This is a genomic window from Pseudoalteromonas sp. MB47 (assembly GCF_011319765.1).
Taxonomy (GTDB): Bacteria; Pseudomonadota; Gammaproteobacteria; order Enterobacterales; family Alteromonadaceae; genus Pseudoalteromonas; species Pseudoalteromonas simplex.
The window spans coordinates 36,177-50,126 of record NZ_VFBD01000018.1 but is presented as its reverse complement, the minus strand read 5'-3'; the positions used below and the strand labels follow the sequence as shown (position 1 = coordinate 50,126).

Sequence of the window (13,950 nt, the reverse complement as noted above, 5' to 3'; positions counted from 1 at the left end):
AAAAACCGCCCTAGGGCGGTTTCTTTTTGTATCACTGATTAAGGCATAGGATCGAGATCCGCGCCTTCTTTTTCAATTACTTCAGGAATTAAGTCTTCTTTACTTACACCCATTGCAATTGCAACAGCTGAAGCAACATAAACAGATGAATAAGTACCGATGAACACACCAAATAGTAATGCGGTTGCGAAACCGTGGATCGTTTGACCACCCCAGCCAAATAACGCAATCAATACTAGGATAGTGGTGATTGATGTTACTAGGGTACGGTTTAACGTTTGCGTTAATGAAATATCGATAATTTCAATCGTGTCATCAATGCGCACTTTACGGAAGTTTTCACGGATACGGTCAGATACAACGATGGTATCGTTGAGTGAGTAACCTATTACCGCCAAAATCGCCGCAAGAATCGTTAAGTCAAACTCTAGGCCAAGTACAGAGAATAAGCCTAGTGTGATGATAACGTCGTGTAATAGTGCTGATACAGCACCTACCGCAAAACGCCATTCAAAACGAAACGCCACGTAAATCAAGATACAGATAAGCGCAGTTAACATGGCAAGGCCACCCTGCTCTTTTAGATCTTCACCAACACTTGGGCCAACAAATTCGATACGACGCATTTCTACTGTCGACTCAACTTTTTGTAATGCCGTAATGATTTGGTTGCCAATTACTTCTGCTTTTACGCCAGCACCTTGCGGAGCAAGACGCACTAGAATTTCTTTACTTGAGCCAAACAGTTGCACTGAGAAATCTTCAAAGCCACTTTCAGTGATTGCATCACGTACTTCTTTAAGATCAGGTGCTTGTGTAAAGCCTACCTCAACAGCGGTACCGCCAGTGAAGTCGAGACCAAAATTTAAGCCTTTAGTAAAAAACGACACGAAAGAAGCCAAAATCAACAAAGTTGATAATGTCATGGCAAACTTTCTTAACTTCATAAACGGGAGTGTTTTACCACCGAGTTTTAAAATTTGCATGCTGACTCCTAAATCGACAACTTATCAATACGCTTACCGCCAATGAACAAGTTGATTACCGCACGGGTACCAACAATGGCTGTAAACATAGAGGTGATAATACCAATCGCTAGCGTTACTGCGAAACCAGCAATAGGACCTGTACCCACTGCAAATAGAATCACTGCTGCGATAAGCGTTGTGATGTTAGCATCTAAAATGGTGCTAAACGCGCTGTCGTAACCAAAATGAACGGCTTGTTGTGGACTACGGCCATCAGCAAGTTCTTCACGAATACGTTCGAAGATAAGTACATTGGCATCAACCGCCATACCTACGGTTAATACGATACCTGCAATACCCGGTAACGTTAACGCAGCACCCGGAATAAGCGACATCACACCAACAATTAATACTAGGTTGGCACCCAGAGCGATATTCGCCACCATGCCGAAACCTTTGTAGTAAATAAGCATAAATACCAGTACAAACACGAAACCAAGCACAACGGCAGTCATACCCGCTTCGATGTTCTCTTGACCTAGGCTTGGACCTACCGTGCGCTCTTCAACGATTTGAATTGGCGCAACCAGTGCACCAGCACGAAGTAATAGGCTAAGGTTATGTGCTTCAGCTGGGTTATCGATACCTGTAATACGGAATGAACGGTCAAGACGCGCTTGAATGGTCGCCACGTTAATCACTTCTTCCACTTTAATTGGCGGAAGTGCTTTACCGTTTTCATCTGTTTTACCTGATGGCTTGTATTCGATAAATACTGTAGCCATGCGTTTACCGATAGCACGCTTAGTGAACGCATTCATTTTTGCGCCACCTTTGCTATCTAGCGTAATACTAACTTGTGGACGTTGATACTCATCCATACCTGATTGCGCGCCAGTGATGTGGCTACCTTCAAGAATGATGCGCTGCTTAAGAACCACTGGGTAACCTTCACGCGCCATGATCATTTCTGTACCAGGCGGTAAACGGCCTTGAAGCGCTGCACTTGCATCTGCGTTTTCGTCAACTTCACGGAATTCTAGAGTTGCTGTTGCACCCAGAATCTCTTTAGCACGCGCTGTATCTTGTACACCCGGAAGTTGCACGATGATACGCTCAGCACCTTGACGCTGTACGTTAGGCTCTGCAACACCGATTTGGTTAATACGGTTACGGATAATCGTTTCGTTTTGCTTGATAGCGTAGTCACGAATTTCTTTTAGCTTTTGCTCGCTCATGCTGGCATAAAAAGCATTGTCGCTGCTGCTATCATCAACGTAAACGTTTAATGGGTAACGAGTTGATAAGAAACGCTCAGCTGCGTCTTTATCTTCTTCGTTACGCATTTCAACACGTAATCGCTCGCTGTTCGCTACACGGCGAATAGTGCGATAACGTAGTTTTTCTTCACGTAAGTCACTTTTGAAATCTTGTTCCATTTGCTCAAGCTGAGTATCAACCGCCGTCGCCATGTCGATTTCCATAGTAAAGTGAACACCACCGCTTAAATCTAGGCCTAGTTTCATTGGGTTACCACCCAGTGACTTTAACCACTCTGGTTGAGCAGGTGCCATATTGATTGCAGAGATATAATCTTCACTAAGGGAATCACGCAGTAGATCTTGCGCTTTTAGTTGGTCTTCAACATTCTTAAAACGAACGAGGATTTGTCCATCTTCAAGTTTGCTTGATTTAACAGTAACGTTATGTTCTTTGAGAGTCGCATTTACTTTATCGAGTACGCTGAGGTCAGCATCAGTACCTTTAGTGCCCGATACTTGTATGGCCGGGTCTCGGCCATACAAGTTAGGAGAGGCATATAAAATACCAACGACTAACACTACAAGAACAAGTAAATACTTCCATAATGGAAACTTGTTTAACACGTGTGAGTCCTTATTTTTATTGTTATAGCGACTTCATAGTGCCTTTTGGCAATACAGCAGAAACAGCTGATTTTTGTACTGTTACTTCTGCTTGGTCGTTTAATGAAATCACGATGAAGTCTTTGTCATCAGCGATTTTAGCAATCTTACCTACTAAACCACCTTGCGTTAGTACTTCGTCGCCTTTCGCCATTGCGCTCATTAGGGCTTTATGCTCTTTTACACGCTTAGCTTGTGGACGGTAGATTAAGAAATAAAATACCAGACCGAAAATACCCAACATGATTAGCATTTCCATGCCACCACCTGCTGGTGCTGCACCTGCCGCACTTGCGTGGGCGTTTGAGATGAATAAACTCATTTCACTTCCTCTTTAATTTTTCTAAAAATTTAATCTGATGTATCTGCAAGCTCTGGCACTTCTTGGCCGCGGCGTGCATAAAAATCTGCAACAAATTCGTCTAGTTTGCCATTACTGATGGCATTACGTAAGCCTTCCATCACGCGTTGATAATAACGTAAGTTGTGAATCGTGTTTAGACGTGCGCCTAAGATTTCATTACATTTATCAAGATGATGCAAGTATGCACGTGAATAGTTTTTACACGTATGACAATCACACTCAGGATCCAATGGACCGGTGTCTGTTTTATGTACTGCATTACGGATTTTAACAATGCCGCCAGTTACGAATAAATGACCGTTACGTGCGTTACGCGTAGGCATTACACAGTCAAACATATCGATACCACGGCGAACCGCTTCAACTAAGTCTTCTGGTTTACCAACGCCCATTAAGTAACGAGGCTTGTCTTCAGGCATTTTGTAAGCACAGTGGTCAAGAATGTTGATCATCTCGTTTTTCGGCTCACCAACCGATAAACCACCTAATGCATAACCATCAAAGCCAATTTCTTCTAGGCCTTTTTGCGATTGTGCACGAAGCTCAGGGTACATACCACCTTGGATAATACCAAACAGCGCAGCTGGGTTATCACCATGACCTTCTTTTGAGCGTTTAGCCCAACGAAGTGACAACTCCATAGAGTCTTTCGCTTCTTTTTCTGTCGCTGGGTATGGCGTACATTCGTCAAAAATCATTACGATGTCAGAGCCTAGATCACGCTGAACTTGCATCGCTTTTTCTGGCGAAAGCATGATTTTTTCACCATTAACGGGTGAGCTGAACATCACGCCTTCTTCTGTGATTTTACGCATTGCGCCTAAGCTGAATACTTGGAAACCGCCTGAATCAGTTAGGATTGGACGATCCCAATTCATAAAGTCGTGTAAGTCACCGTGCTGCTTAATGATTTCTGTACCAGGACGCAGCATTAAGTGGAAAGTGTTACCTAGGCAAATTTGTGCACCAGTATCTTTCACTTCGTCAGGCGTCATACCTTTTACAGTACCGTAAGTACCTACCGGCATAAATGCTGGCGTTTCTACAACACCACGTTCAAAAATCAAGCGGCCGCGGCGCGCTTTACCGTCAGTGCGGTCTAATTCAAATTTCATATTATCCTCAGTGTCGGAAAAACAGTCCAACAAGCTATAATTTAACCGCTCGATTCTACCCTGTTTGCAGGTTTATTACTATTAATTGAGCTAAATTCGAAAATAAAAAGCCCAGTTCAAAAACTGGGCTTTTTAACGTTATTTGCGCGTTAAGAACATCGCATCACCATAACTAAAGAAGCGATACTTCTGCTCAATAGCCGTATGGTAAGCACCCATTATGTTCTCTTGGCCTGCAAAGGCACTTACTAACATGATTAAGGTTGATTCAGGTAAATGGAAGTTTGTCACCATGGCATCAACCACATTGAACTGATAACCCGGATAAATAAAGATATCGGTATCGCCAAAGTAAGTATCTAGTTTGCCGCCGTGCACTTTAGCTGCTGACTCTAATGAGCGGACTGATGTAGTCCCTACAGCGATTACACGACCACCTTTTGCTTTCGTTTCGGCTACCGCTTTAACCACTTCATCTGGTACTTCGATGTACTCTGAGTGCATAACATGCTCATCAACTGAGTCAACGCGCACAGGCTGGAATGTACCAGCGCCCACGTGCAAGGTCACAAATGCCATGTTAATGCCCTTGTCTTTTAAGGCTGCCATTAATTTATCATCAAAATGCAGGCCAGCTGTTGGCGCGGCTACGGCACCTGGCTTTTCACCATAAACAGTTTGATAACGCTCACGATCTGACTCATTATCAGGGCGGTCAATATAGGGAGGTAATGGCATGTGACCGATCTCGTTTAGGATATCGAGTACATTTTCGTCTTTGGCAAATTCAAGCTCAAAAAGCTCGCCATGACGCGCAACCATGGTTGCTTCTGCTTTACCTTCTAGAATGATTTTTGAGCCTGGTTTTGGCGATTTACTAGCTCGTACATGCGCAAGCACACGGTGTTCGTCAAGTACACGCTCTACTAACACCTCAAGCTTACCGCCTGATTCTTTTTGCCCAAACATGCGAGCAGGGATCACTTTGGTGTTATTAAAAACTAATAAGTCATTTTCATTAACGAGCGATAAAATATCACTAAATACTTTATGCTCAACTTGCCCTGATGGGCCATCAAGCGTCAGTAAACGACTGCTAGTTCGATCTGCTTTCGGAAAACGAGCAATTAATTCATCAGGAAGGTCAAAGCTAAAATCAGCTACGCGCATAGAGCATATCTCTCATTAATAAAAACGCGCCAAGTTTACTCTGATACGCCTACTACCTCAAGCAAAGCCCTAGACCAAGTGAATGGCCGTTTACAGGTTTACACACTTAAGTGCTTATTAACCGCTTTTAGGTAAAGTTTGCTTGTAGATTAGGCAAAATGTCATTATTCTAGCCTATTCAATAAACATGGGTTAGGTAAGAGGTAGTAGCGCCATGGCAAAGCAGTTGAAACTGCTAATTTTAAACGCAAGCGTTGCTGAGCGTGAAACAATTAAGACCACATTAAACAAACTTAATGTCTTCACGTTTATCGAAGCCAGTGACTCTCAAGATGCGCTAAAAATTCTTAAAAGCCACCCAGTGGATATTATCATTACCGGTCTTGAGGTTGGTAAGATTGATGGTTGGCGTTTTTCGCGCATGATCCGTTCAGGGTTATTAAAAACACCAAAAAACACACCTATTTTACTTACTCCACCAATTTATTGTGAACGTATAGCCGAAACCACGGCTCGCAGCTATGGCATTGATGCCGTATTGCCATTTGAGCGCCAAGATATGCTACCGCAAATGTTAGCCAACGTGTTATCAACCCATCTTGAAAAAAGTAGCCGCCTCAATTTATTGCTACTTGAAACCGATAGTCGCAAAGCAAAAGATATTAGCGAGCAGCTTAAACTCAGTTTTGCTATTACTCACACCACGTCTACAAAAGCGACGCTAGCTACTTTTTTACAACAAAAATTTGCCATTGTATTGATTGACGCCACCGAGTCTCATTCTGATACCGCAGCTGGGTTAATTAGCGAAATATTACAACACAACCCAAAACAAGCGATTGTAACCATCATTGATAACAATGATGCAGATTACGCGGAGCAGTTGTTACTTTCTGGCGTTACTGATTTTATTCGCGCCCCTTACGATCATTCATTATTGAGTAAAGTGTGTGACCACGCTGCTCGTCGTGAAGATTTCATGGTGAGCTACGCAGAGTTTGCACAAAAAGTAGAACAACTAAGCCAAAGTCAAAGCCGTTATAAAGAGCTGTTTTCTGCCCACCAACGTATTTTATTACACCTAAATACGGTGGTGCTTGAGTTTAACCAAGAGGGTAATATTCGCTTTATTAACCCAGCTTGGGAGCATTTAACGGGCTATGGCATAAAATCTAGTTTAGCAAAGTCACTAACAGACTTTTGCTTACCGGAGTGCAAAACAAAGCTACAAGATACCATTCAGCGTATTTTGCTTGGTGGTGAGCAACAGCAACAGGTAGAGATCCAGCTAAAACATAAAAATGGTAATGCCATTTGGGTTGAATGTCGCTTACAACTAATAAAAAATAGCCAAAACTCAGCGACTATTACCGCCACTATCGATAACATTCATGAGCGTAAACAGGCAGAGCTACAACTTCGTCATTTAGCCTTGCACGATACGCTCACAGAGCTGCATAACCGTTATTACTTTGACCAACAATTACAACGTATTTGTAAAGCCAAGTACACCAGTAACGATACAGAGCATGCCCTGATTTATATCGACTTAGATCACTTTAAAATCATCAACGACAGTAAAGGTCACCAACAAGGCGACATCGTTCTAAAAGAAGTTGCTCAGTTATTTACAGCGAATATCAGTGATGAGCACTTAGTGTGCCGCATTGGTGGTGATGAATTCGCCGTGATCTTAAAAAATACGAACCTACTCGATGCACACTTGGTTGCAGAAAGCATTTGCATGGCGATTGAAAAACACCGTTTTCATTCAGAAGGCCAAGAGTACTCAATTAGCTGTTCAATTGGTTTAACACAAATCACTGAGCAAAATAACGATCCAAGTGAATGCTTAAAACAAGCTGATATCGCTCTTTATGTAGCAAAAAGCTTAGGACGTAACCTCGTTCATTGCTACTCTAAAGAAGACTCCAGCCACAATAGCTTACAAGCGGGTTTAGAGTGGGGGCACAGTATTCGTCAGGCATTACAGCACGATGCTATCGAGCTTCACTATCAGCCTATTTGGGACTTTAAGCGCGGCCATGTTGCCTATTTTGAAGCGCTATTACGCTTAAAATTAAACGATGAAATTGTTTACCCAAATCAATTTATCCCAGCTCTTGAACTTCTAAACGATACATTTTTAATGGATCAATGTGTTATTCGTAATGCAATTAAGAGTGTTGCCGAGTACCCGGAGCTCAATCAAATAGCAATTAACTTATCAGCACAGTCGTTTTTAGATGAACGCTTACTGCCTCATATAGAGTCGAGCTTAAAAGAATATGCTGTTGAACCAACACGTATCATTTTTGAGATCACAGAGTCTGCGAGTATTAATAACCTCGTTGCAACCCGTGCCATGATCGAGCGTTTGAACGGCTTAGGGTGTCACTTCTCAATTGATGACTTTGGTACAGGCTTTAGTACCTTCAACTACCTTAAACAATTACCGGCTCAACATGTAAAAATTGATGGTTCATTTGTTCGCGACATGCTGAACGACCCAATCGATTTAGCGCTGGTAAAAGCAATTAATGATATTAGCCGTTCCCTTGATAAACGCTCTGTTGCTGAATATGTTGAAAATCAAGAGATATTTTTAGCGCTAAAAGATATCGGCGTAGATTATGGGCAAGGTTACTTCATTGCTCGCCCGATGCCTGTTGAAAAAATAACGGCTGAACTTAAAAAAATATCTGAAAATAATCTGTTTAACTAACAATTATCTAGCCTATTTAGAGCAAAGCTTGATACATTTTTAAACATTTTTTCTAAGAAATTTTGCTTCCATACTGACAATACTCATCTATACTTAAATCCATAGCAAGGTTAAATGTCGTGTTTTTATGGTGATTATCTATAATAAACATGACATTACTTATTATATTAAACATACTAAGCATAGCTTAACATCGTTAAGTCCATGTATTGGCGGTATAATGGAGAAAAGTGATGACACAACTAATCGTTTTGTTGCTGATTGTAAATCTAGGGATAGCGTATCAATGTTACCGTAATGCGAGCTTAAAAGGGTATCCGGTAAAAACCTTTACAGGGTTAGGTTTAGTACCTTACTTTAACCTAGTCGTGTGGGTTTACTTGTTGTTTTTACCCGACTTAAAACCATTTTCAATGAATGAAAAGCAGCCACTTTAGGCTGCTTTTTTAGTTGGGAGAATTTAAAAACTATAACTTGATGCTTTTTCGAGTAATTGCGCGGCTTTTATATCGCCAACCACACACTTTTTAATGTCAGACTTTTTAAACACTTTTACTTGTTCAGTTTTACCTTCGCTAACACCACGGATGATAAAGCTCACATGTTCATCGTTAGGTAAACTTCTTAAACCGCTACCATAATCACATAGAGTCAGAGATAAACTTTTATCTACTTGCTGTGCTAGGGCTGCTAGCTGTTGCTTTTGCTCTTTTACGCGGGCTTGTTTTTTCTCAGCTAACTCTTTGCGCATTTGCTGCTGCTTTTGTGATAACTTTAGCTGTTGCTTTTCAAGCTCTTTAATCGATGCTTGTAATGCTTGTTTACGTTTTTCGAGCTCTTGCTCTTTGGCATCTTTATCGTGGCGACGATCAAATTCAAGGTCGCGCTTTTCACGCTCAAGATCACGAATTTCACGGCTTACATCGCGCTCTTGCTCAGCCACTTCACGTACTCGCTCTGCACTTTCGCGCATCACTTCCATAGCTTGTTGGTAGGCTTCTTGCGTTTTCACTACCACCGCATCGCTGATCACTTGCACATGCTCGCCTAGTACTTCTATTTCAGTGAGTTCTTCAAAATCAATATCAGGCATTGGTGGCAACGGCGCATCGGGCACAGAGGCAAACACTGTAGACCAGCGTGAACTGCCTCGTACATCAAAACTAAACACCACGCCTTGATGCTGCAAATAACTCGAAGAGACATTCCTTACCTTGTTATCAGTATCTTGTTTTAACGCCGCTGAGAGAATCTTTTCCATAATCCCGACTTCACGCTGAATTTTATCTAACTCATCACTTGCTTGTGCTTGCACACTTACTGCTGCGCAAAGCAATAATGCAGCCGTAGTTGATTTGTATTTTGACATCTTAATACTCCAAATTGTTGGCAACGGTTGGCAATGGTCCGCCTTCCACTTGCTCTGCTAAATCATTTAACTGCATACGTAAGTACGCTTGGTCTTGGGCACGCTGTGTTTTGATATAAGCCAGCACGCTGGCAATATCTTCTTGGCGCTCTACTCGCCCGGTTTTAATCGCTTCTTTGGCCAGTTGGTACATCTGCTGTTGCTGCACTTCGTTTTGCGCAGTAATGATATTTTGTAACTGATCAATTTGCTTTTGTTGTGACTCTAATAAATTGGTTTGCTTGGCCACTTGCTCTAGTAACTGCTGGTTTCCTTGCTGTGGATTACTAACAAAAACCCACGCGCAAAATACTATTGACGCAGCCACTGCCCACATTCCAGCACCAAAAAACAGACTTTGTTTTTGTACTTTGGGCATCGTAGATTCTCGATCCCAATTTGGTACGGGTACCGTTTCATAATGTTGACTTTGTTGTTGCCACTGTATTGCATTGTTCATCATTGATGCATACTCAGCATTGGCTTGTAGCAACGCAATTTGCTCTTCAGTGAGGCTTTCGCCCTCTAACCATGCGGTAAATAATGAATCTAAATTAGCCATCTAGGGCCTCCAAATGCACTTTTAACTTACCAAGCGCACTGTATAGTCTTGATTTAGCTGTATTGGTCGAAATACCTAATTGCTCAGCGATTTCTTCAAATGTACAGTGCTGAAAAAACTTTAACTCCACCACCAAGCGTTGCTCCCAGGGTAAATTGTTCATCATTGCTTTGAGTTCATGATGCTGCTCAGATTGCAGTTGATTGGTTTCTAACTCACTATGCTCGCAGCTTTCTTCTGGTATATCGTCTAAACCTTGATGCAGCTTACGGCGGCGGTAATATTCAACACTACGCCGGTGCACAATTTGATAGAGCCAAGTATTAAAACTCGATTCACCACGAAAGCTCGGTAAGCTTTTATAAACAGAAATAAACACTTCTTGCATTAAATCCATTGCATCATCAGGGTGACTTAACATCCTTAGGCAATAGTTATATACCTGTGTTTCGTGCTGCTTGACTAATTTCAACCACGCCCGTTTATTGCCCTGTTGCGCTTTAGCAATTAGTGTTTCAAGTGATTGAAAAAACAAACTAGCCTCGTCATCTGATCTGCCTTTAATGGTTTTATTATTATGTTAGTCGAGGGAAGGAAAAAAATAGTTTGCTTAAATAATAAAAAACCCCAAATATTTTTTATTTGGGGTTTTTTGTTCATTGACCGTCTAAGCTACATTGCTTATTGAGAAACAGCTCTAGCTGCTGGCTAAATAGCCTAAAGTCTCTGATCCGGCCCGTGGTTTTACGCCACACGATACCAATATCTCGGTATGCATCATTTTGCGATGGTGTTGCGACCATCTCTTTTTTATCTAAAATGCCTGCATTGATAGCCATTTGTGGTAAAAAAGTAACACCAAGCTGGTGTTCAACCATACTTAATAGCGTGTGTAAACTTGCCGCTTCAAATGGGTTAATACAACTTGAGCGATTCAAGTGGCAAGCACTTAGTGCATGGCCAGTCATGCAGTGCTCACGTTCTAGTAAGAACACACTCGCATCCGGTAAAAGATTAAAATCTTCCACACCATCTGCTGGAGTATAATCTTTATGATGCACTAGGCTGAAGTGATCTTTAGCAAGTACTTGTGTATGAAACTTTTCAGTGTCATACGGTAACGCGAGTAATGCCATATCAATTTGCCCATGTTCAAGTTTGTCGAGCAGTTTGTCACTGGTGTCTTCAACTAGCACTAGCTCTAACTCGGTAAAGGTCTGTTTGCAGAAATGATATAAAGGTGCAGCAATAAAGCTGGCAATCGTCGGGATCACACCAAGCGTGAGAGTGCCACTCAAAGGCGTTAAAAAGCTTTTTGTCAGCTCTTTAAGGCTAAGGGTGTCGTCAATAATCTTACGTGCTTTTTCGACAACCTCTTCACCAATTGCGGTAAACATTAAGCTGCGGTTTTCACGCTCTATAAGTTGGCAACCTAAGGTTTCTTCTAAGTTTTGAATTGCACTACTTAAGGTTGATTGACCGATAAAACAGGCGCTTGCTGCGCGGCCAAAGTGTTGATGTTGGTGGACTGCTAATAAATACTGTAGTTGTTTAATACTTGGTAAGTTATTCATTCTCTACCTGCAAATAAAAAGACCCCAATACCTAAGGCATTGAGATCTTTTCAAGCTAAAAGTCTTTTAGTACTTTTTTATACCCCGAAGGCAGTTCTCAGTACGTAGAAAATAACAATAGCAAGGGCTGCGCCAACTGGCAATGTAATTACCCAAGAAACTACAATGTTTCTTACAACACCCATGTTAAGAGCCGCAATACCGCGTGCCATACCAACACCTAGTACCGCACCTACAAGTGTTTGCGTAGTAGAAATAGGTAAACCAGTACCTGATGCGATAACAACTGTTGAAGCAGCAGCAAGTTCAGCAGCAAAACCACGGCTTGGTGTTAAGTGCGTGATGCCTTCACCGATGGTCTTAATTACCTTCTTACCTAAGATAGCAAGACCAGCAACAATACCTAAACCACCTAGTGGTAAAATCCACCATGCGATAGCCGCTTTCTTAGCGATTTCACCGTTGTGCTCAACAATGTTTACAACAGCAGCTAATGGACCAATCGCGTTAGCAACGTCGTTTGAACCGTGTGCGAATGCCATACAACATGCTGTTAGTACCATAAGTACTGCGAACACTTTCTCAACGTTGTTGAACTGCATTTTCTTATCAGCTTTAGGATCGATTTTAAGGCGAGCAATCGCAATCTTACCGATGATAGCAACTACAACAGCAATCGCGATAGAAAGCGCATAACCTTCAACAGCACCTAAGTTAATACCGATATGCTTCAAGCCTTTCTTGATTGTTACAAGTGACATGATGAAGCCCGCTAGACCCATATAGATAGGCACGTAACGCTTAGCATTTTTAAGTGGTGCATCAGTGTCAAAAATTAGCTTTTGCGCACTCATGAAAATCAAATAAGCAATAAAACCAGAGATAGCAGGGGTAACAATCCAGCTACCTACGATACCCATTACCTTGTTCCATTGGATTGCTTCACTACCTACTGCAACCAATGCGAAACCAATGATGGCACCAATGATTGAGTGAGTCGTAGATACTGGCCAGCCTAAGAAAGAGGCAATTAATAACCAGCTACCTGCAGCGAATAATGCGGCAATCATACCGAGTATCATTAACTCAGGTATGTCCATAAATGGCGTGGCATCGATAATCCCTTTACGGATTGTAGATGTAACCTCACCACCGGCAAGGTATGCGCCAGCGAATTCAAACACCATCGCGATGATGATTGCTTGTTTAATTGTAAGTGCTTTTGAGCCTACTGATGTACCCATTGCATTGGCAACGTCATTTGCACCAATACCATAAGCCATAAAGAAACCGACTGCGGCGGCAGTTAAAACCAATAACGTGCCGTAATTTGCAATGATATCCATTGTGTGAACCTTTAATTTTTTTCGTGTTTGAACTGATTTTTAATTAACGAGCTAACATCAGCTCAAGACGAGAACCTACGCGCTCTGCAATATCTGCAAGCTCGCCCACCCACTCAATGATCTTGTATAAGAACATCACGTCTACTGGGTTAAGTTCATTTTCGATGGCGCGCAATTGACGGCGAATTTTGATCTGCATGTCATCCGTGTCTTGTTCAATAGCGTCCAATTCAACGAGCATTTTTTCAACTAAAGTCACTTCGCGACCTTTGAAGCCCGTTTCAAGCAGCTCATCTAGCTCATTGATTGCTTTTGACGCTTGTTTAGTCGCATCAACACAACGAGTTACATAAGCAAGGAAATCTGTTTGGATTTCGGTAGGTATGATCATCTCACGACCAACTACACGACCTGCGATATCTTTTGCTTTGTTAGCAATTTTGTCTTGTTGAGTAACAAGCTCTAGCAAATCGGTACGCTCAACTGGCATAAATAAGCCACGAGGTAGTTGAAGGCGGATGTTACGTTTCATTTCATCAGCTTCACGCTCTAAATTACGAATGTTTAAACGGATTTCTTCCGCTTCTTGCCATTCTTCTTTAAACACGTGATTAAAGAAAGGGATCAATGCTTTACTTGCTTGATGTACTTTCTTAATGTGATCTTCCATAGGCTTAATAGGTGATTTAGCAAAAACCCCTAAAAATGCATTTGTAGGCATAACTGACCCTTTATAAATTAGTATGCTTTGGCAGCTGCGAATTTTACAGCATTGTGTTCGATTGTGAACGCT

The 13,950-nt window shown here is 41.9% G+C and carries 13 protein-coding genes; 2 read left to right on the top strand and 11 right to left on the bottom strand.

Annotation, left to right across the window (positions count from 1 at the left end; translation table 11 throughout):
• Positions 1-38 precede the first annotated feature (38 nt).
• From secF to queA, 5 genes are all read right to left on the bottom strand, one after another.
• Positions 39-986: a protein translocase subunit SecF gene (gene secF, locus IMPJCBKJ_RS09085; RefSeq protein WP_054552488.1), complete on the bottom strand. Its 948-nt coding sequence runs from the start codon at positions 984-986 to the stop codon at positions 39-41.
• Between the two features lie 8 nt (positions 987-994).
• On the bottom strand, positions 995-2,854 hold the full coding sequence (gene secD, locus IMPJCBKJ_RS09080; RefSeq protein ID WP_166339885.1) for a protein translocase subunit SecD: 1,860 nt from the start codon (positions 2,852-2,854) through the stop codon (positions 995-997).
• Between the two features lie 22 nt (positions 2,855-2,876).
• Positions 2,877-3,215 carry a preprotein translocase subunit YajC gene (gene yajC, locus IMPJCBKJ_RS09075; RefSeq protein WP_036973302.1) on the bottom strand — a complete coding sequence of 113 codons (339 nt, stop codon included), beginning with the start codon at positions 3,213-3,215 and terminating at the stop codon, positions 2,877-2,879.
• Between the two features lie 29 nt (positions 3,216-3,244).
• Positions 3,245-4,372 (bottom strand): tRNA guanosine(34) transglycosylase Tgt, encoded by a 1,128-nt coding sequence (tgt, locus tag IMPJCBKJ_RS09070; RefSeq protein WP_058583935.1) that lies wholly within the window; start codon positions 4,370-4,372, stop codon positions 3,245-3,247.
• Positions 4,373-4,510: 138 nt separating this feature from the next.
• Positions 4,511-5,542 (bottom strand): tRNA preQ1(34) S-adenosylmethionine ribosyltransferase-isomerase QueA, encoded by a 1,032-nt coding sequence (queA, locus tag IMPJCBKJ_RS09065; protein WP_166339883.1) that lies wholly within the window; start codon positions 5,540-5,542, stop codon positions 4,511-4,513.
• A gap of 214 nt (positions 5,543-5,756) precedes the next feature.
• Here queA and IMPJCBKJ_RS09060 point away from each other — a divergent pair, with 214 nt between their 5' ends.
• A complete protein-coding gene (locus tag IMPJCBKJ_RS09060; RefSeq protein WP_054552484.1) occupies positions 5,757-8,267 on the top strand; it encodes an EAL domain-containing protein in 2,511 nt (836 codons plus the stop codon).
• Positions 8,268-8,500: 233 nt separating this feature from the next.
• The gene (locus tag IMPJCBKJ_RS09055) at positions 8,501-8,704 is read left to right on the top strand and encodes a hypothetical protein (RefSeq protein ID WP_054552483.1); all 204 of its coding nucleotides are present in this window, start codon (positions 8,501-8,503) and stop codon (positions 8,702-8,704) included.
• A 23-nt stretch (positions 8,705-8,727) separates the two neighbouring features.
• On the opposite strand, the gene IMPJCBKJ_RS09050 is transcribed toward IMPJCBKJ_RS09055, so the two are convergent.
• From IMPJCBKJ_RS09050 to IMPJCBKJ_RS09025, 6 genes are all read right to left on the bottom strand, one after another.
• On the bottom strand, positions 8,728-9,636 hold the full coding sequence (locus IMPJCBKJ_RS09050) for a hypothetical protein (protein WP_166339880.1): 909 nt from the start codon (positions 9,634-9,636) through the stop codon (positions 8,728-8,730).
• A gap of 1 nt (position 9,637) precedes the next feature.
• The gene (locus tag IMPJCBKJ_RS09045; RefSeq protein ID WP_166339878.1) at positions 9,638-10,237 is read right to left on the bottom strand and encodes a hypothetical protein; all 600 of its coding nucleotides are present in this window, start codon (positions 10,235-10,237) and stop codon (positions 9,638-9,640) included.
• A complete protein-coding gene (locus IMPJCBKJ_RS09040; protein ID WP_166339876.1) occupies positions 10,230-10,772 on the bottom strand; it encodes an RNA polymerase sigma factor in 543 nt (180 codons plus the stop codon). The genes IMPJCBKJ_RS09045 and IMPJCBKJ_RS09040 overlap by 8 nt, the downstream gene beginning before the upstream one ends.
• Before the next feature lie 121 nt (positions 10,773-10,893).
• Positions 10,894-11,811, bottom strand: a complete 918-nt coding sequence (locus tag IMPJCBKJ_RS09035; RefSeq protein ID WP_054552479.1) for a hydrogen peroxide-inducible genes activator — start codon at positions 11,809-11,811, stop codon at positions 10,894-10,896.
• A gap of 77 nt (positions 11,812-11,888) precedes the next feature.
• Entirely contained in the window at positions 11,889-13,157 is a 1,269-nt protein-coding gene (locus IMPJCBKJ_RS09030) for an inorganic phosphate transporter (protein ID WP_054552478.1), read from the bottom strand.
• Positions 13,158-13,200: 43 nt separating this feature from the next.
• Positions 13,201-13,878, bottom strand: a complete 678-nt coding sequence (locus IMPJCBKJ_RS09025; RefSeq protein WP_054552477.1) for a TIGR00153 family protein — start codon at positions 13,876-13,878, stop codon at positions 13,201-13,203.
• Between the last annotated feature and the right edge of the window lie 72 nt (positions 13,879-13,950).